The sequence below is a fragment of the Streptomyces sp. NPDC006261 genome, assembly GCF_040613515.1.
Lineage (GTDB): Bacteria > Actinomycetota > Actinomycetes > Streptomycetales > Streptomycetaceae > Streptomyces.
The window spans coordinates 127201-142961 of sequence record NZ_JBEXSI010000011.1; the positions used below are offsets into that span (position 1 = coordinate 127201).

General features: G+C 71.9%; 16 protein-coding genes. 5 read left to right on the forward strand and 11 right to left on the reverse strand.

Annotation, left to right across the window (positions count from 1 at the left end; genetic code table 11):
• The first annotated feature begins 125 nt into the window (after positions 1 to 125).
• Positions 126 to 1229 (forward strand): DUF2637 domain-containing protein, encoded by a 1104-nt coding sequence (locus tag ABZ154_RS09675; RefSeq protein ID WP_356830705.1) that lies wholly within the window; start codon positions 126 to 128, stop codon positions 1227 to 1229.
• A gap of 66 nt (positions 1230 to 1295) precedes the next feature.
• Here ABZ154_RS09675 and ABZ154_RS09680 read toward each other — a convergent pair whose 3' ends face one another.
• From ABZ154_RS09680 to ABZ154_RS09690, 3 genes are all read right to left on the reverse strand, one after another.
• Positions 1296 to 1670, reverse strand: a complete 375-nt coding sequence (locus ABZ154_RS09680) for an ATP-binding protein (protein ID WP_356830765.1) — start codon at positions 1668 to 1670, stop codon at positions 1296 to 1298.
• Between the two features lie 308 nt (positions 1671 to 1978).
• Positions 1979 to 3721, reverse strand: a complete 1743-nt coding sequence (locus ABZ154_RS09685; RefSeq protein ID WP_356830707.1) for a pyruvate dehydrogenase — start codon at positions 3719 to 3721, stop codon at positions 1979 to 1981.
• Between the two features lie 118 nt (positions 3722 to 3839).
• On the reverse strand, positions 3840 to 5465 hold the full coding sequence (locus ABZ154_RS09690) for a protein phosphatase 2C domain-containing protein (RefSeq protein ID WP_356830709.1): 1626 nt from the start codon (positions 5463 to 5465) through the stop codon (positions 3840 to 3842).
• A gap of 298 nt (positions 5466 to 5763) precedes the next feature.
• Here ABZ154_RS09690 and ABZ154_RS09695 point away from each other — a divergent pair, with 298 nt between their 5' ends.
• Entirely contained in the window at positions 5764 to 6789 is a 1026-nt protein-coding gene (locus tag ABZ154_RS09695) for a helix-turn-helix domain-containing protein (protein ID WP_356830711.1), read from the forward strand.
• A 36-nt stretch (positions 6790 to 6825) separates the two neighbouring features.
• On the forward strand, positions 6826 to 7308 hold the full coding sequence (locus ABZ154_RS09700; protein ID WP_356830712.1) for a DUF456 domain-containing protein: 483 nt from the start codon (positions 6826 to 6828) through the stop codon (positions 7306 to 7308).
• Here ABZ154_RS09700 and ABZ154_RS09705 read toward each other — a convergent pair.
• Both ABZ154_RS09705 and rsgA read right to left on the reverse strand, forming a co-directional pair.
• Positions 7233 to 8663, reverse strand: coding sequence for an AlkA N-terminal domain-containing protein (locus ABZ154_RS09705; RefSeq protein WP_356830767.1), 1431 nt, complete (start codon positions 8661 to 8663; stop codon positions 7233 to 7235). The genes ABZ154_RS09700 and ABZ154_RS09705 overlap by 76 nt on opposite strands.
• Positions 8664 to 8811: 148 nt before the next feature.
• The gene (gene rsgA, locus ABZ154_RS09710; protein ID WP_356830714.1) at positions 8812 to 9969 is read right to left on the reverse strand and encodes a ribosome small subunit-dependent GTPase A; all 1158 of its coding nucleotides are present in this window, start codon (positions 9967 to 9969) and stop codon (positions 8812 to 8814) included.
• Positions 9970 to 10308: 339 nt separating this feature from the next.
• On the opposite strand from rsgA, the gene ABZ154_RS09715 reads away from it, so the two are divergent.
• Positions 10309 to 10809, forward strand: coding sequence for a DUF5949 family protein (locus tag ABZ154_RS09715; RefSeq protein WP_356830716.1), 501 nt, complete (start codon positions 10309 to 10311; stop codon positions 10807 to 10809).
• Positions 10810 to 10976: 167 nt separating this feature from the next.
• Here ABZ154_RS09715 and ABZ154_RS09720 read toward each other — a convergent pair whose 3' ends face one another.
• The 6 genes from ABZ154_RS09720 to ABZ154_RS09745 form a co-directional block, all read right to left on the reverse strand.
• Complete coding sequence (locus ABZ154_RS09720) at positions 10977 to 11384, reverse strand: rodlin (RefSeq protein WP_356830718.1); 408 nt, start codon at positions 11382 to 11384, stop codon at positions 10977 to 10979.
• A 134-nt stretch (positions 11385 to 11518) separates the two neighbouring features.
• On the reverse strand, positions 11519 to 11725 hold the full coding sequence (locus tag ABZ154_RS09725; protein WP_356830720.1) for a hypothetical protein: 207 nt from the start codon (positions 11723 to 11725) through the stop codon (positions 11519 to 11521).
• A 211-nt stretch (positions 11726 to 11936) separates the two neighbouring features.
• On the reverse strand, positions 11937 to 12347 hold the full coding sequence (locus ABZ154_RS09730) for a rodlin (protein ID WP_356830722.1): 411 nt from the start codon (positions 12345 to 12347) through the stop codon (positions 11937 to 11939).
• Positions 12348 to 12416: 69 nt separating this feature from the next.
• Complete coding sequence (locus ABZ154_RS09735) at positions 12417 to 12707, reverse strand: hypothetical protein (protein WP_356830769.1); 291 nt, start codon at positions 12705 to 12707, stop codon at positions 12417 to 12419.
• Positions 12708 to 12958: 251 nt separating this feature from the next.
• A complete protein-coding gene (locus ABZ154_RS09740) occupies positions 12959 to 13150 on the reverse strand; it encodes a chaplin (RefSeq protein ID WP_202482366.1) in 192 nt (63 codons plus the stop codon).
• Between the two features lie 345 nt (positions 13151 to 13495).
• Positions 13496 to 13897 (reverse strand): rodlin, encoded by a 402-nt coding sequence (locus tag ABZ154_RS09745; protein ID WP_356830723.1) that lies wholly within the window; start codon positions 13895 to 13897, stop codon positions 13496 to 13498.
• A 585-nt stretch (positions 13898 to 14482) separates the two neighbouring features.
• Here ABZ154_RS09745 and ABZ154_RS09750 point away from each other — a divergent pair.
• Positions 14483 to 15430 (forward strand): chaplin family protein, encoded by a 948-nt coding sequence (locus ABZ154_RS09750; protein WP_356830725.1) that lies wholly within the window; start codon positions 14483 to 14485, stop codon positions 15428 to 15430.
• Positions 15431 to 15761: the final 331 nt, after the last annotated feature.

The following is a 15761-nucleotide window of genomic DNA, read 5'->3' on the forward strand; positions in this document are numbered from 1 at the left end:
AGATTCCACCCATCGATAGCCTCTCCCACCCCCATGGCGTGCTCTTGTCCCGAAACCCGCGGAGCGGGACGGGAATTCCGTCACGATGGCGCACGAAACGCCCTACGTGACGCAAGGGACCGCGCATGAGACTGACCGACATATCGCTTGACTGGCTGCTTCCGGGCGCCGTGCTGCTCGTCGGGGTCATGGCGGCGGTGACGGTGGTCGCACGCGGCAAGCGTGCCGCCGGCAAGGCCGCGGCCGACGACAGCTGGGAACGCAGCGAGGAACGCCGCAGGCGCAAGGAGGCGCTGTACGCCACCGCCAGTTACGTCCTGCTGTTCTGCTGCGCGGCCGTCGCCGCCGCGCTCTCCTTCCACGGGCTCGTCGGCTTCGGCCGGCAGAACCTGAACCTCACCGGGGGCTGGGAGTACCTGGTCCCGTTCGGACTGGACGGCGCCGCGATGTTCTGTTCCGTGCTGGCCGTACGGGAGGCGAGCCACGGAGACGCGGCGCTCGGCTCCCGGCTGCTGGTGTGGACGTTCGCCGGGGCCGCCGCCTGGTTCAACTGGGTCCATGCCCCGCGGGGCGTGGACCACGCGGGTGCCCCGCACTTCTTCGCGGGGATGTCCCTCTCGGCCGCGGTGCTCTTCGACCGCGCCCTGAAGCAGACCCGCCGGGCCGCGCTGCGCGAACAGGGCCTGGTGCCCCGTCCGTTGCCGCAGATCCGCATCGTCCGCTGGCTGCGGGCCCCCCGGGAGACCTTCGGCGCCTGGTCGCTGATGCTCCTGGAGGGCGTCCGCACGCTGGACGAGGCGGTGGACGAGGTGCGGGAGGACCGCAGGGAGCGGGAACAGGACCGGCTGCGCCGGCGCGATCAGGAGAAGCTGGACCGGGCCCGCATCAAAGCCCTGAACCGGCAGAACCGGGCCTGGGGCCGCGGCGGCCGGTTGGGCCACCAGGTGGACGTCCCGGCCCTCGCCCCGGCTTCGGGGGGCGCGGCGCCGCCCGTCGCGGAGCCTGCCATAGCAGAGCCGGGTCAGCTGCCTCTGCGACCCCGGCCATCCCTGCAAGCCGTCGGCCCGAAGCAGCCGGCGGACGGTTCGAGCTCGAAGAGCCTTGGCCCTTCGAACCCGGGAAGTGACGCACGGCCGGTCGACCTCACCACTGAGGACGACACCCAGACACTCCCCCGGCTCGACTCGCTGGAACAGAAACTGAAGGATCTGGAGCAGCAGTTCGGCTGAGCGCGCGGGTTCATGACCCGCACGCACCGCGGTGAGAGACCTCGACAGGCGTCCGAGGGCAGCTGTTCAGACCCTCTCACCGCGCAGCTCGAACCAGACCACCTTGCCCAGGGCCCGCGCCTCGACTCCCCAGGCGTCGGCCAGACTTTGCACCAGGATCAGCCCCCGGCCGTGCGTACCGTCGTCGGCGTTCGGTACGTACGGCGCGGGCAGGTCCGCCTCGAAGTCCTGGACCTCCACCCGCAGCGCCGCGGGCGTCGCCGTCGCGGTGACCACGGCCCCGTGCCGGGTGTGGATCAGCGCGTTGGTCACCAGCTCGCTCAGCAGCAGCTCCGCCGCCTCCACCTGCTCGGGGCCTGAGCGCTGTCGCAGGAACTCCCGCAGCTCGCGCCGGACTTCCCCCACCGCCGACCTTTCCGTATGACCGACCCTGCGGCGCATCCGGGCCGGCTGCTGCGCCGTCACGCCCGGTCTCCGCCCCTGAGGACCGCGCCCCTCGCCGGCCTGAGCCCTCTTCTGACGCTTCACCATTTCCCCCGCCCGCACAGCGATCGGACCTCCCCTGTCCCGGCCATCCGTCGAACGGCCTCACGGGATGCATGCCCCTGTACGCACACGGTCACGCTTGTCGGTCCGGCAAGAAGGGCACAGGCAGAGGCAGCGGGGGGCGCACGGGGAGACTTCTCCCCCTGTACGCCTTCAGAGGCGCTCGGGGCAGCGCCGGGGGCGCACCAGGAGCGGGGAGCCCGTCAAGGACGGGGCACGTTACGGAGGTTGGAGCGGGCCATCTGCAGCATCCGGCCCACGCCGCCGTCCAGCACGACCTTGCTCGCCGAGAGCGCGAAGCCGGTGACCATGTCGGCCTTGATCTTCGGCGGGATGGAGAGCGCGTTGGGGTCGGTCACCACGTCGACGAGCGCGGGTCCCTTGTGCTTGAAGGCGTCCTTCAGCGCGCTCTGCAGCTGCTTGGGCTTCTCGACCCGCACCCCGTACGCCCCGCAGGCGCGGGCCACGGCGGCGAAGTCCGGGTTCTTGTTGGTGGTGCCGTAGGCCGGCATCCCGCCGACCATCATCTCCAGCTCCACCATGCCCAGCGAGGAGTTGTTGAACAGCACCACCTTCACCGGCAGATCGTACTGGACGAGGGTGAGGAAGTCGCCCATCAGCATGGAGAATCCGCCGTCGCCCGACATCGCCACGACCTGCCGGTTCCGGTCGACGAACTGGGCGCCAATCGCCTGCGGGAGCGCGTTGGCCATCGAACCGTGGGAGAAGGAACCGATCACCCGCCGCTTGCCGTTGGGCGTCAGATAGCGAGCGGCCCATACGTTGTTCATCCCGGTGTCGACGGTGAACACCGCGTCTTCGTCCGCCATCTCGTCGAGGACGGAGGCGACGTACTCGGGATGGATCGGGGTGTGCTTCTCGACCTTGCGGGTGTACGCCTTGACGACACCCTCCAGCGCGTCGGCGTGCTTCTTCAGCATCCGGTCGAGGAACTTGCGGTCGCTCTTGGGCTGCACCCGGGGCGTCAGACAGCGCAGCGTCTCGCGCACATCGCCCCACACCGCGAGGTCCAGCTTGGAGCGCCGGCCCAGGTGTTCGGGGCGGACGTCGACCTGGACGATCTTCACATCGTCCGGAAGGAACGCGTTGTACGGGAAGTCCGTGCCGAGCAGGATCAGCAGGTCGCACTCATTGGTCGCCTCGTACGCGGCGCCGTAGCCGAGCAGCCCGCTCATGCCGACGTCATACGGATTGTCGTACTGGATGAACTCCTTGCCGCGCAGTGCGTGCCCGACCGGGGACTTCACCTTCTCGGCGAACTCCATCACCTCGGCGTGCGCGCCCGCGGTGCCGCTGCCGCAGAACAACGTCACCCGTTCGGCCTCGTCCACCATCCGGCAGAACGTGTCGATCTCGTCGTCCCCCGGGCGCACGGTGGGCCGTGAGGTGACCAGGGCGTGCTCGGCGGTCTTCTCGGGGGCGGGCTTGGAGGCGATGTCGCCCGGCATCGTCACGACACTGACGCCGCCCTGGCCGATGGCGTGCTGGATGGCGCTCTGGAGGAGGCGTGGCATCTGCTCCGGGTTGGAGATCATCTCGTTGTAGTGGCTGCACTCCTGGAAGAGCAGCTCCGGATGGGTCTCCTGGAAGTAGCCGAGCCCGATCTCGCTGGAGGGGATGTGCGAGGCGAGGGCGAGGACCGGTGCCATGGAGCGGTGCGCGTCGTACAGGCCGTTGATGAGGTGCAGGTTGCCCGGCCCGCAGGAGCCGGCGCAGGCCGCCAGGTTCCCGGTGGTCTGCGCCTCGGCTCCGGCCGCGAAGGCGGCGCTCTCCTCGTGCCGGACATGGATCCAGTCGATGGCAGAGTTGCGCCGAATGGCGTCCACGACGGGGTTCAGGCTGTCGCCGACGACGCCGTACAGGCGCTTGACGCCCGCCCTGGCGAGGATGTCGACGAACTGCTCCGCTACGTTCTGCTTGGCCATGGGTGCGCGCCCTTCCCTTGCCCCGTGCTCCGTGCACTGTCGGTTGTCCGGACTCCGGAGGCCGAAACATCGGCCGGATGTACGGCCTGCGGAGTCCATCAACCCATGGCGTGCGCGGTTACGCCTCCCAGACGGCCGCGCACGTGCGGTCGTCGGCGTACCCCTTGATCCGGAGCTGCGTGTCGGCGAGGAAGGCGGGCAGTCCGGGCGGCCCCGGCGGACCCCAGCGCTCGGCGAGCTCGTCGGGAAGCTCCGGTTCGCCGCGCATCGGCTCGGCGAACCCGTTGCTGCAGAGCAGCAGCGTGTCGCCCGGGCGGGCCACGGAGGCCCGGAAGCGGAAGAGTTCGGCGGGCGGCGGGGCGGGGCCGTCGCTGTACGGGGACGGGGGCGTGGTGATCTGGAGGTCCATGGTCAGCCGGTCTCCGTCCGGCCCCTCCTCGCTCACGCCTCCACCGGATGAGGAGTGCTCCTGCGCAATCGCGGGTTCCAGGTCCTGCCAGAGCCCGTCGCGGAGCCGGAACAGGCCGCCGCTGCCGACGCCGAAGAAGACCCGGGTACGGCAGTCGGGGTCGGCGGAGAGCAGCAGGCAGCGCAGGCTGGTCGTGTACTCCCCCGGTTCCAGGCCGAGTTCGGCGGCCCGCGCCCGGAGCTTGCCGTATGTCCGGTCGGTGAGCCGGTGCAGCCCCGACTTCAGGTCGGCCCGGCGCCCCGCCCTTATGTCCTGGGAGAGCCGGGCGTGACTGCGGGCCACCGCGCCGCCGATCCAGCGGCAGGCGTCGGCCGCCGCGAGATGCGCCCCCTCGCCGGCCCGTACGCCCCCGGCCACGGCGACGAGCACGAGGGCGCTCTCCGCCGCCCCGAACCGGGCGGTGAGCAGCGCGTCGCGCCGGGGCTCACCGCGGAACCGGGCGGAGTCGCCGCGGACGGAGGCGGCCCGCAGGGTGTACGTGCCGTACCGGGCGCCGTCCAGCACGGTGTCGGGGACCAGGGCCTCCAGGTTCTCCGAGGTGGCGCCGGGCAGGGCGGCGGGCTCGGCGTCGTAGGTGGGCGGTCGGTCTCCCAGGTGGTCGACGAGGGGCCGGGCCCCGCCTCCGCCATCGGCCGGGGCGTCGCTCGCGGCCCAGTCCGGGGGAAGTCCGTGCAGGGCGCTGGGGTCGGGCACGGTGGCGGGTCCGGCTGCGGGCGGGGCGGGCGGCGGCTCGGGCGCGGGCGGCTTCGGCACGGCGAAGGTGCGGGGGCCGGGCGGGCCGGTGGGCGCTTCCCAGGGAGGGGGGAGGGCGTTACGGGGGCCGGGGACGGCGGTGGGAGCGGGGAGCGGGGACTGCGCCCGCGCGGGGCGGGGTGCCTCGTACGACGTCAGCTCCGGCTCCTCGTCCGGCGCCTGCTCCCGGGGCGGGTCCCAGGCCGTGCGGGGGTCCTGTCTCGGCTCCGGCTGCCGCCCCTCCGCCTGTCGTGCCTGCGGCTTCGGCTCCGCCGGCAGCTCCTCCGCGGGCTGGGTGTCCGGCGCGGGTCTCCGCCCGGGATCGGGAGCGCGATCCGGCCAGGCGTGCGCGTCCCCGGCCGTCTCCGGGCCGGCCTCCCGCTGGTGGCCCACCGCCCGGCTCACCGTGTCCGACACGGAGTCGAAGCGGTCGTCGAGGCTGTCGGGCGCACTGCTCGGACCGGTGTCCGGCGCGGTCTCGTCGTACAGCTTCCGCCACCAGTCGTCCTCATGGGCGGCGGGCTTCTCCCCCTGCTGACTCATGCCCTTATTGTCCACCGCGAAGGCCGCGCGAAAACGGGACATCAGGAAAAAGTGGCTCGTACATGAGGTCCGCCGGGCAGCCCCACCCCCCCACGGGAAGGACGCCCGGCGGACCGGTCGGTGTGATCATCGGATGCGCAGGTTGTCGGTGCCGCAGTGGCGCAAGACTGGCAGAGGGGCCAGGGAGACAGGGGATGATGTGCGCGGCGGCTTTATGCCGTGGCCCTTTTCCGCCACGGCCGGCCGGCCGGAACGGGCGCTGCGACGCGCGATCACCACACCCGGGGAGGGTCGGGAGATGCTGGGGGCACTAGGTCTCGACGAGAGGCAGGAAGCCGCGTACCGCGCGCTGGTGGGGGCGGGGGCGGCGGAGCTCTCCGATCTCGCGCACCGGCTGTCCCTCCCGGAGGCGGACGCCGAGCGGGTGCTGCGGCGGCTGGAGCAGCAGGGTCTGGCCGCACAGTCCTCGGCCCGCCCGGGCCGCTGGGTGGCGGCCCCGCCGGGCGTGGCGCTGGGCGCCCTGCTCATCCAGCAGCGCCACGAGCTGGAGCAGGCGGAGCTGGCGTCGGCGCTGCTGGCCGCGGAGTACCGGGCGGAGGCGAGCGAGCCCGAGGTACACGATCTGGTGGAGGTGGTGACCGGGTCGGCGGCGGTCGCCCAGCGCTTCCACCAGTTGCAGCTGGGGGCTGCGTCCGAGGTGTGCGCCCTGGTGACCGGCAAGCCGGTCGCGGTGACCGGCGTGGAGAACGGGTCCGAGGAGCGGGCGGCCTCGCGCGGGGTGGCCTACCGGGTGGTCGTCGAGCGCGAGGTGCTGTCGCTGCCGTCGGGGATCCTGGAGCTGTCGGCCGCGCTGAGCCGGGACGAGCAGTGCCGCGTGGTCGACCGGGTGCCGACGAAGCTGGTGATCGCCGACGGGACCACGGCGATGGTGCCGCTGACCTCGCACGGCGCCGAACCCGCCGCCCTGGTCGTGCACGCCAGCGGGCTGCTGGAGTCGCTGATGGGTCTCTTCGAGGCGGTGTGGCGGGAAGCCATGCCGCTGCGGCTCGGTGAGGGCGGCTGCGGGGTGCGCGAGGACGGCGCAGGGCCCGATCCGACGGATCTGGAGATCCTGTCGCTGCTGCTGGCCGGGCTGACCGACGCCAGCGTGGCCAAGCAGTTGGAGCTGGGCCTGCGGACCGTGCAGCGCCGGGTCAAGGGGCTGATGGAGCTGACCGGGGTCTCCACCCGGCTCCAGCTGGGCTGGCATGCGTACGAGCGGGGCTGGGTCGCCCGTTCCGCTCCGACCGGGCCGCCGTCGGCGCAGGTCGCGGGTGTGCGCTGACGCGCGAAGCCGTGCGCTCTCCGGCAGGCTGGTCGGATGGGTGTGTGGCAGCTCGTCGGCGTGGGCCTGGTCATGCTGCTGGGCCTGGTCGGGGTCCTGGTGCCGGGCGTGCCCGGCCAGGCGATCGTCTGGGCGGCGGTGTCGTGGTGGGCGCTGACGGACATGACCCCGACGGCCTGGGGCGTCCTGATCGGCGCAACGGCCCTCATGCTGGTGAACCAGGCCCTGAAGCCGCTGCTGCCGCCGCGCCGCCCGGGTGAGTCGGGCGCGCCCCGCCGGACGGTCATGATCGCCGGGGTCGCCGGGATCGTGGGGTTCTTCGTGGTGCCCGTGGTCGGCGGCATCGCCGGGTTCGTGGGCGCGATCTACGGGACGGAGCGGCTGCGGCTGGGCAGTCGTGGCGCGGGCTGGACATCGGCGCGCTCGGTGATGCGGGCGACGGGCTACGCGGTGCTGGTGGAGCTGTTCGCCTGCCTGCTGGTGGCCGGGGCCTGGCTGGGCGTGCTGCTCCGGGGCTGACGGACGGCCGCCTCCAGATGCCGTACGGCGTACGAACGCCACGGCCGCCACCGCTCGGCCCCCGGTGTCCCGTACGGGTCCACATCCGGATCCCCGAGCGCCCGCATCCGGATCAGCGCGGCGGATCGCCGGTCCACTCCGGGCAGCGAGCCGAGCGCCCGTGCCGCCTCCTCCCGGTCGGCCCCCGCGTCCAGCCGCAGCTCCCCGCCGGCGAGCGCGGCGGCCAGACCGCGCAGAGCGGGTTCCGGGACGGCCCCGGCCAGGACACCCGGCTCGGGAAACACATGCGTGAGCGCGCCGCACGGCACGTCCAGCACCTTCCCGTACCGCTCGACCAGCTCCGCGGCCCGCTCCCGCCCCACCAGCGCCCGTACGGCCTCCTCCTCCGGGTCCGCCGCTCCCGGCGAGCGCAGTCCGGGACGAGCGGCGACCAGCGGGGCGAGCCGCGGGTCGGCGGCCAGGGCCTCGTCGACGGCGTACGGGTCGGCGTCCAGGTCGAACAGTCGCCGCAGCCGCTGTACGGCGGTGGTCAGGTCGCGCAGGTCGGTGAGGTGGATCCGGGCCTCCAGCCACGGTCCGGGCGAGGCCTCGTCGACGGCAGCGATCCCGGTCCCGTACGGCAGCCGCAGGGTACGCCGGTAGGTGCGGCGCCCCGGCGGTCCGGCCATCTCCTCGGCCCGGGCCACGGCCCGCTCCCCCAGCAGGTCGAACAGGGCGCCGGTGGCGTACGGGCCCCGATGGGCGAGCCGCAACGGGACCCCGGCCCGCAGCCCCGCGCCCCGGCCCCCGCCGAGCCCCGTCCCGGCCTCCGCGCGCAGGGCGCTGGGGGTGCGGGCGTAGATCCGGCGGATGGTGTCGTTGAACTGGCGGACACTGGCGAACCCGGCCGCGAAGGCGATCTCGGTGACCGGCAGGCCGGTGGTCTGGAGGAGCACCCGGGCGGTGTGGGAGCGCTGGGCGCGGGCGAGCGCGACGGGTCCGGCGCCGAGCTCGGCGTTGAGCTGGCGCTGGACCTGCCGGGCGCTGTAGCCCAGCCGCCCGGCGAGGCCGGGGACGCCTTCGCGGTCCACCACGCCGTCGCCGATCAGCCGCATGGCCCGGCCGACGACATCGGCGCGTACGTTCCACTCGGCGGAGCCGGGCACGGCGTCGGGGCGGCAGCGCCGACAGGCCCGGAAGCCGCCCGCCTGGGCGGCGGCTGCGGTCGGGTAGAAGCGCACGTTGGCGCGCCGGGGGGTGACGGCGGGGCAGCTCGGCCGGCAGTAGATGCCGGTGGTCACGACGGCGAAGAAGAACGCGCCGTCGAACCGTGCGTCGCGGCTGCTCACCGCCTCGTACCTGGTCCGTTCGTCCATCACACCGTCCAGTGTGCGGCAGCCGCCGCTGCCGCACTCGCGGTTTTCGGACGTCGAACGCAGGGCCTGTCGTCAAACTGCCGTCGTCGCCCGAAGGGCTGCCGGCAGACGGCGGTTGACGACAGGCCCTCGGGGCCCGCCCGTCGGGCTACCGCACCCTGCCGCCGCGCTTGGCCTGCATGGCCGCGCGTCCCTCGGCGCCCTTGCGTTTCCAGCCCTTCAGGATCTCCGAGCGCACCCGGGCGTCGGTCTTGGCGACGATCCGTTGGTTCTCGCGCAGCAGCTTGCGGTAGCTCTCCAGCCGCCGGTCGGGCAGGGTGCCGTCCTCCAGCGCGCCGAGGACCGCGCACCCGGGCTCGCTGCGGTGGCCGCAGTCGTGGAACCGGCACCGGGCCGCCAGCTCCTCGATCTCGGAGAAAAGCTCGCCGACCCCGGTCCCGGCGTCGAAGAGGCCCACCCCGCGCAGCCCGGGGGTGTCGATGAGGACGCCCCCCTGCGGCAGGACGAGGAGGTTGCGGGTGGTGGTGGTGTGGCGGCCCTTGCCGTCGACGCCCCGGGCGGCCTGCACCTCCATCTCGTCCCGGCCGAGCAGGGTGTTGGCGAGGGTGGACTTGCCGGCGCCGGAGATGCCGAGGAGCACGCTCGTACCGCCGGAGACGACGGCGCCGAGCACCTCCAGCCCCTCACCGGTGGTGGAGCTGACGGGCAACACCTGGACGCCTGGCGCGATGGCCTCGATGTCCTGGACGAGGTGGGACAGGGTGACCGCGTCGGGCACCAGATCGGCCTTGGTGAGCAGCACGATCGGCTCCGGCCAGTGCTCCCCGGGGCCGTGTCCGTCGCCCAGCAGCGCGGCACCGTCGGAGCTCGACAGGGCGAGCGCGAGGAAGCGCTCGATCCGCCCGAGTTCCAGCTCGACGGCGAGCGAGACGCAGATGACGATGTGGTCGATGTTGGTGGCGAGCACCTGCCCCTCGGACCGTTCCGAGGAGGTCGAGCGGACGAAGGCGGTACGGCGCGGCAGCAGCGTACGTACGAACCGCGGGTCGCCGTCCGCGTCGAGCGCCACCCAGTCACCGGTGCAGACGATCCGCATCGGGTCGCGCGGCACCACGAACGCGGTGTCGGCCCGGACCGGGCCGTCGGGGGTGATCACGTCGCACTGACCGCGGTCCACCCGCAGGACACGTCCCGGCACGAGACTCTGCTGGGCATAGGGGGAGAAGGAGGCCGCCCAGTCGTCGTCCCAGCCGTACGGAGCCAGCGGGTGCGAGGAGGACGGAACCGGAAGAAACGAGAAAGACAAGGGAAACCCTTCACAGGGTGGCCCCGGCACCGCGCGCTCGGCGCGGGAGATACGTGAAGTGGGTCAGCCGGTGGCCACGGGGGTGAGAACGATGCTCTTCTGGTCGTGGGCAGTGCCCATCGCAACGACAGTCATCAATGTCCTCACCTCCTGATCCTCGGTTTCTGATTCCCCGGGTTCTTACACGGCCGAGCTTAGCCTCGCCGCTCCCGGCGGCGTCAACAGGTTTTCCGGCGTCCGCACCGGAGTTGCACCGCGATCTCCCTCATCTCCTTGATCTCCCACGATCGGGTGATACGCATGCATACCGACCGTTCCGTGGCCGTTAGGGTGCCGGTCATGACCACACCTCAGACCTCTTCCGGCACCTTCACACCCGCCCAGTTGGGCACCCAGATCCTGATCGGCTGGAGCAGCCGCCAGCCCGACGCCGACCAGGACACCGCCTACCTCCTCGCCTACTCGCTGGGCGACGGGCAGGACGGACCGGAGGCCGGCCGGAACGCGCTGCGCATCGCGCTGGAGCGGGCGGGCCTCCAGATCGGCGGCCCGATCCAGGACGCGGCCGAGACCCCCGGCATCCAGGCGAAGCTCCTCGTACAGGCGGGCCAGGCAGTCCTGACGATGCCTCACCTGAAGGCGCAGTACCCCGCCCCCGCGGAGTGGCTCGCGGCCGCTCTGGGGCAGGGCCAGGTGTACGGCATGTTCGCCACGTCCCCGTGGCCGGAGGCCGTTCCGGGGCAGCCGGTCAGCGAGGACCGACTGCGGGCCTTCGCGGCGAACGAGGAGGTCGTCCGCGCCGCCGCCCACTGCCTGCTCCCGGTCCGCTCCCTCGGCTGACCCACCCACCCCGGACGCCGGACACGGCGACGCCCACCACCCCCCGTGGAGTGGTGGGCGTCGCCGTGTCCGCTGCCGCGACGGGCGCGGTGCCGTGACAACGAGGGCGGGCGGCCCCGGGAGTGACCCCTGGACCGCCCGCGCTCGGAACGTCAGGCTGTGCCGCGTCAGTTGTTGCCGACGCCGTTGCCCGAGAGGACCGGGATGTCGTCCAGGATGTGCGACAGCGGCTCGTCACCCTTGGCCTGGGTGGAGTTGTCGGTGCACTGCTGGTTCTGCGGGTTGGACAGGACGTTGATGTCCTGGACCGTGATCGGCACGATGCCCACGAGCGAACCGACGTTGACCTTGGCGGGCAGGCCGACGCAGAGCTTGTTCAGGGTGCCCTGGACGAGCTGGTTCTGCGGGCTCCAGTCGCCTTCGGTCTCGGCGTTGCCGATCTCCGACTCGGCACCGTTGCCGTTGACGGTGGTGGTGCCACCGTCGTTACCGATCGCCATGGCCGTGGGAGCCGCGACTGCGGACAGACCGAGCAGGGACACGGCCACTGCAGCGCCGGCCATCATCTTCTTCATCAACTTCACCTTTCGGAGCGTCCCGTTGTGGAACGTACTGATCAACTGCCGGAGGGCCCGATCGGTTGCGCAGTACCACTCAAATGGGTTCGTTCCAGCGCAAGGTCGACGCCACTGCCCGGTTCCCCCAAGCCTCAGCCGCCGGAGGCCTCGTCCGAGGTGCGTGCCGCCGGTACGAATCCCCCGCCGCGGCGGGGGGCGGGCTCCTGACGCGGTCCGGCCGACGGGTGGCCGCGTCCGGCCGCCTGCCAGTCGGCGACGAGCCGGTCGTAGATCGGTGTGCCGCCCGGCGCGGGCCACGGCTCTCTGCTCTGCGAGGTCTGACTGTCGTACGGATCCATGCAGAGGCCCTACCCGGCCCGACGCGGATCGTCAGCCGGTGCTACGGCATCCGGCCGAACCGGGTGCCCCGTCCGGAGACACCGTCGTGCGTCCGTCCGCAGGCGCCGGCACACGACGAAGGGCCAGCCCGTCCGGTCCGGCGAGAACGGTCGCCGTACGGATGGACTGGCCCCACGCGGGTCACGCGGTGCGGACCGGGGCTACCCGGTCTCAGTTGTTGCCGGCACCGTTGCCGGAGAGGATCGGGATGTCGTTCAGCAGGTGCGACAGGGCCTCGTCACCCTTGGCCTGGGTGGAGTTCTCGGTGCACTGCTGGTTCTGCGGCGAGGACAGGACGTTGATGTCCTGGACCGTGATCGGTACGATGCCCACGAGCGAGCCGAGGTTCGCCTTGGCCGGCAGGGCGATGCAGGGCTTGTTCAGCGAGCCCTGGATCAGCGCGAACTGCGGGCTCCAGTCACCGTGGGTCTCGGAGTTGCCGTAGGCCTGCGAGGCACCGTTGCCGTTGACCGTCGTGGTGCCGCCGTCGTTGGCGATGGCCATGGCGGACGGGGCGGCCGCGGCGGAGACGCCGACGACGGAGACGGCAACCGCTGCGGAGGCCATGATCTTCTTGAACATGAAAGAGCCCTTCTGGGGAGTGATAACGGGTCAGGGATGGAACCAGGGGGAACGGTCGTGCCACAGCGGTCAGCCGCCGAGGGGAACTCCGCCGAGCAGCGGAGCGGCGCCCTCGACCGCACCGGTCGCCTGGCCCGCCAGCTTGCCGACCGTGCCGTCCTCGGAGACCGTCCCGGCGGTCTCGGCGACCGTGCCCACCAGCGGGTTCACGACCTGCGGGGCACTGGCCATCACCTGGTTGAGGCCGCCGTCGAGGCTGAAGCTGGGGGCGGTGGGCGTAGTAACGGCGAAGGCGGGAGCGGCCGTTCCAAGGGCAGCCACGGAACCGACAACGAGTGCGGCGGTCTTCGCGTACTTCACTTTTCTGGTTCCCTTCTGCGCGGCGTCTGCTTCGGTCACGTCTCCGTGCCGCACACAAGCTTTCTTTACCTGTGACTTCTGCCGCTTTCCTCAGGGATAACGATCAGGCCGCGTACGGGAAACTGCGCCCGTGCGACTTTCTCCCGCCGGAGGGTGCGGAGCGTTTGCGGCGGGGCAGAACAAAGGCCCCGGGCGGCCGATGCCGTCCGGGGCCGACCGGTTCCGGGCGCAGGGCCTGGCCGGTCAGATGCTCACGCGTTGATGCAGGTGTTACCGAAGGCCGGGTTCAGCAGGCCGATCACGTTGACGGTGTTACCGCAGACGTTGACCGGGATGTGCACCGGCACCTGCACGATGTTGCCGGACAGCACGCCCGGGGAGCCCGCGGCGATGGCCTCGGCACCCGAGTCGGCCATGGCCGGCGCAGCGGCACCCATCGCCATGAGCGTTCCGGCGGCGACTGCGGCAACCTTGGTGTACTTCACTTTTTTGTCCCTTTCCTCGGCGGAGCCATGTGCGGTCACGACTGTCGTGACCGCCCGAGCCGGATACTGATCGCTCGCGACTCCGGCGCTGTCCTACGTAACGATGAACGCCCGGGATCGAAACTGTTCGACGGGAAGATTCCCGGATATCCGCCCGGATGCCGCAATGCCCGTCGGGCGTACGGCGGGGAATGCGGCTGGAAACAGGTGGAGAAACGTTGCCGCGTGCCCGGGAGAGTGACGAGCCCGAGCCGCTCGGTGGAGGAACGCCGAGGGCCCGGGCCCGAGTGGGACGGCTGCGGATCAGCCGTTGCCGACACCGTTGCCGGAGAGGATCGGGATGTCCTCCAGGATGTGCGACAGGGCCTCGTCACCCTTGGCCTGGGTGGAGTTCTCGGTGCACTGCTGGTTCTGCGGCGAGGACAGGACGTTGATGTCCTGGACCGTGATCGGCACGACGCCCACGAGCGAACCGAGGTTCGCCTTGGCCGGCAGGGCGATGCAGGGCTTGTTCAGCGAGCCCTGGATCAGCGCGAACTGCGGGCTCCAGTCACCGTGGGTCTCGGAGTTGCCGTACGACTGCGAAGCGCCGTTGCCGTTGACCGTCGTGGTGCCGCCGTCGTTGGCGATCGCCATGGCCTGCGTCGAGCCGAGCCCGAGGATGGAGGCAGCGACAGCGCCCGTAGCCAGAACCTTCTTGATCACGATTAACCCTTCTCGTACCGGTCGCCCCGTAGCGGAGCGCTCTGATCAACTCGGCGGCGGGTGTTTGGTTCCGTGCATTCACCCGAATGCCGCGCACGGGGGCGCACAGCCCGGAAGTGCGGCCGGCCCGCGCCTGCGCTCGCGCCTTTGACACCGCCTCTGTTCGCACGGGCATCTGTTCGTGAAGAGGTTGCGGACGCGGCATCCTGCGTGTTCGCCCGAACGGGTCGACCTGCGCGGACCACCCACTCGCCGCGCACCCGTCGCCGCACAGCCCCCGCGAAGGTCAACACCGCTCGCCGACGGGAAAGTTGGGGCTGAATCGTTTCCCTTCAACGGCGGCCGGGTCAGGGGACGGTTCGCTCGATCCATCCGTTCGGGTGATTACACAATTTGCACGCCGCCCCGAGTTTCCCGCCCGGCCTTCGTTCGTTAGGGCAATCGTCCAGCGCGCATGTGTAACGACTTTTCACCATGGCTTCCCGCGGGATCCGGGGGCCCGTCACGACAGCGGCAGCACCTGACGGCTCCGCGCGCGAAGCACCCACGCGAATGTTTCGCGAATGTCCTAAGGAAGGGCAAGTAATGCGACAGACCTTGAATAAGAGCATGATCGTCATGGCGGCCGCGTCGGGCCTCCTGGCCGCGGCCGGCGGCTCCGCGCACGCCGACGCGTCGGCCGAGGGCGCCGCCGTCGGTTCGCCGGGAGTCGGTTCGGGCAATGCCGTGCAGGTGCCGGTGCACGTCCCGGTCAACGCGTGCGGCAACACCGTCAATGTGATCGCCCTGTTGAACCCCGCGTTCGGCAACTCCTGTGCGAACGTGAGCTCCAGCGGCCACGACGACGGTTACGGGAACGGTCAGGGCGGCAACGGCACGGGCGGTTCCAGTGCCGAGGGCGCGGCGGTCGGCTCCCCCGGGGTGCTCTCGGGCAACCTCGTCCAGGCCCCGGTCCACGTGCCGTTGAACGTGTGCGGCAACACCGTGAACGTGGTCGGTGCGCTCAACCCGGTCTTCGGCAACAAGTGCGCGAACGTGAGCGGCCCGAAGGACGACTACCCGCCGGTCGAGGAGCCGCCGACCGAGGAGCCCCCCACCGAGGAGCCCCCCACCGAGGAGCCCCCGGTCGACGAGCCCCCGACCGAGGAGCCCCCCACGGAGGAGCCCCCGGTCGACGAGCCCCCCACGGAGGAGCCCCCGGTGGACGAGCCCCCGGTGGACGAGCCCCCGGTGGACGAGCCTCCGGTCGACGAGCCCCCCACGGAGGAGCCCCCGGTCGACGAGCCCCCGACCCAGGAGCCCCCCGTCGACGAGCCGCCGGTGGATGAGCCCCCGGCCGAGCAGCCGCCCACGGACACCCCCGGATCGGACAACCCCGGGCCGAACACGCCGGGTACGCACACCCCCGGCTCCGAGACCCCGGGCCTGGCCGACACCGGTGCGGCCGGCCTCGGCCTGGCGGCCGGCGCGAGCGCCGCGCTGCTGCTGGGCGGGACGGTGCTGATGCGCCGCACCCGTGACGCGCGGGACTGATACGCACCCGCCGCGGAGACGAGGTCCGGCCGGACAGCGGGGACTGTCCGGCCGGACCTTCTCCACGCCCGGGAACGGGCGCGATCGGGCTATCTGGACGCGCGGACGGAGACGGCTCCGGCGGCGACGCGGGTCCGGCCGACCCGGGAGCCGGGCGGACGCTCGACGCGGGAGCCGGCCCGCCCGTCCTCCCCCGAGACGCCGTGCAACCGGGGCCTGCTGTGGCGGTCGTTGCACACGAGCGGCGGCGCGGGGGAGGCGCGGCACGAGGTGGGACGTCTGGTTCCGCGGAGTGCCGGCGGGGACGCGGCACTACCTGTGAGAGCAACCA

What these genes read in the sequence shown, in the direction of transcription:
- ABZ154_RS09675 (WP_356830705.1), top strand. Translation starts at nt 126, where the DNA reads ATGAGACTGACCGACATATCGCTTGACTGGCTGCTTCCGGGCGCCGTG.
- ABZ154_RS09680 (WP_356830765.1), bottom strand. Translation starts at nt 1,670, where the DNA reads ATGCGCCGCAGGGTCGGTCATACGGAAAGGTCGGCGGTGGGGGAAGTC.
- ABZ154_RS09685 (WP_356830707.1), bottom strand. Translation starts at nt 3,721, where the DNA reads ATGGCCAAGCAGAACGTAGCGGAGCAGTTCGTCGACATCCTCGCCAGG.
- ABZ154_RS09690 (WP_356830709.1), bottom strand. Translation starts at nt 5,465, where the DNA reads ATGAGTCAGCAGGGGGAGAAGCCCGCCGCCCATGAGGACGACTGGTGG.
- ABZ154_RS09695 (WP_356830711.1), top strand. Translation starts at nt 5,764, where the DNA reads ATGCTGGGGGCACTAGGTCTCGACGAGAGGCAGGAAGCCGCGTACCGC.
- ABZ154_RS09700 (WP_356830712.1), top strand. Translation starts at nt 6,826, where the DNA reads ATGGGTGTGTGGCAGCTCGTCGGCGTGGGCCTGGTCATGCTGCTGGGC.
- ABZ154_RS09705 (WP_356830767.1), bottom strand. Translation starts at nt 8,663, where the DNA reads ATGGACGAACGGACCAGGTACGAGGCGGTGAGCAGCCGCGACGCACGG.
- ABZ154_RS09715 (WP_356830716.1), top strand. Translation starts at nt 10,309, where the DNA reads ATGACCACACCTCAGACCTCTTCCGGCACCTTCACACCCGCCCAGTTG.
- ABZ154_RS09720 (WP_356830718.1), bottom strand. Translation starts at nt 11,384, where the DNA reads ATGAAGAAGATGATGGCCGGCGCTGCAGTGGCCGTGTCCCTGCTCGGT.
- ABZ154_RS09725 (WP_356830720.1), bottom strand. Translation starts at nt 11,725, where the DNA reads ATGGATCCGTACGACAGTCAGACCTCGCAGAGCAGAGAGCCGTGGCCC.
- ABZ154_RS09730 (WP_356830722.1), bottom strand. Translation starts at nt 12,347, where the DNA reads ATGTTCAAGAAGATCATGGCCTCCGCAGCGGTTGCCGTCTCCGTCGTC.
- ABZ154_RS09740 (WP_202482366.1), bottom strand. Translation starts at nt 13,150, where the DNA reads ATGGCGATGGGTGCCGCTGCGCCGGCCATGGCCGACTCGGGTGCCGAG.
- ABZ154_RS09750 (WP_356830725.1), top strand. Translation starts at nt 14,483, where the DNA reads ATGCGACAGACCTTGAATAAGAGCATGATCGTCATGGCGGCCGCGTCG.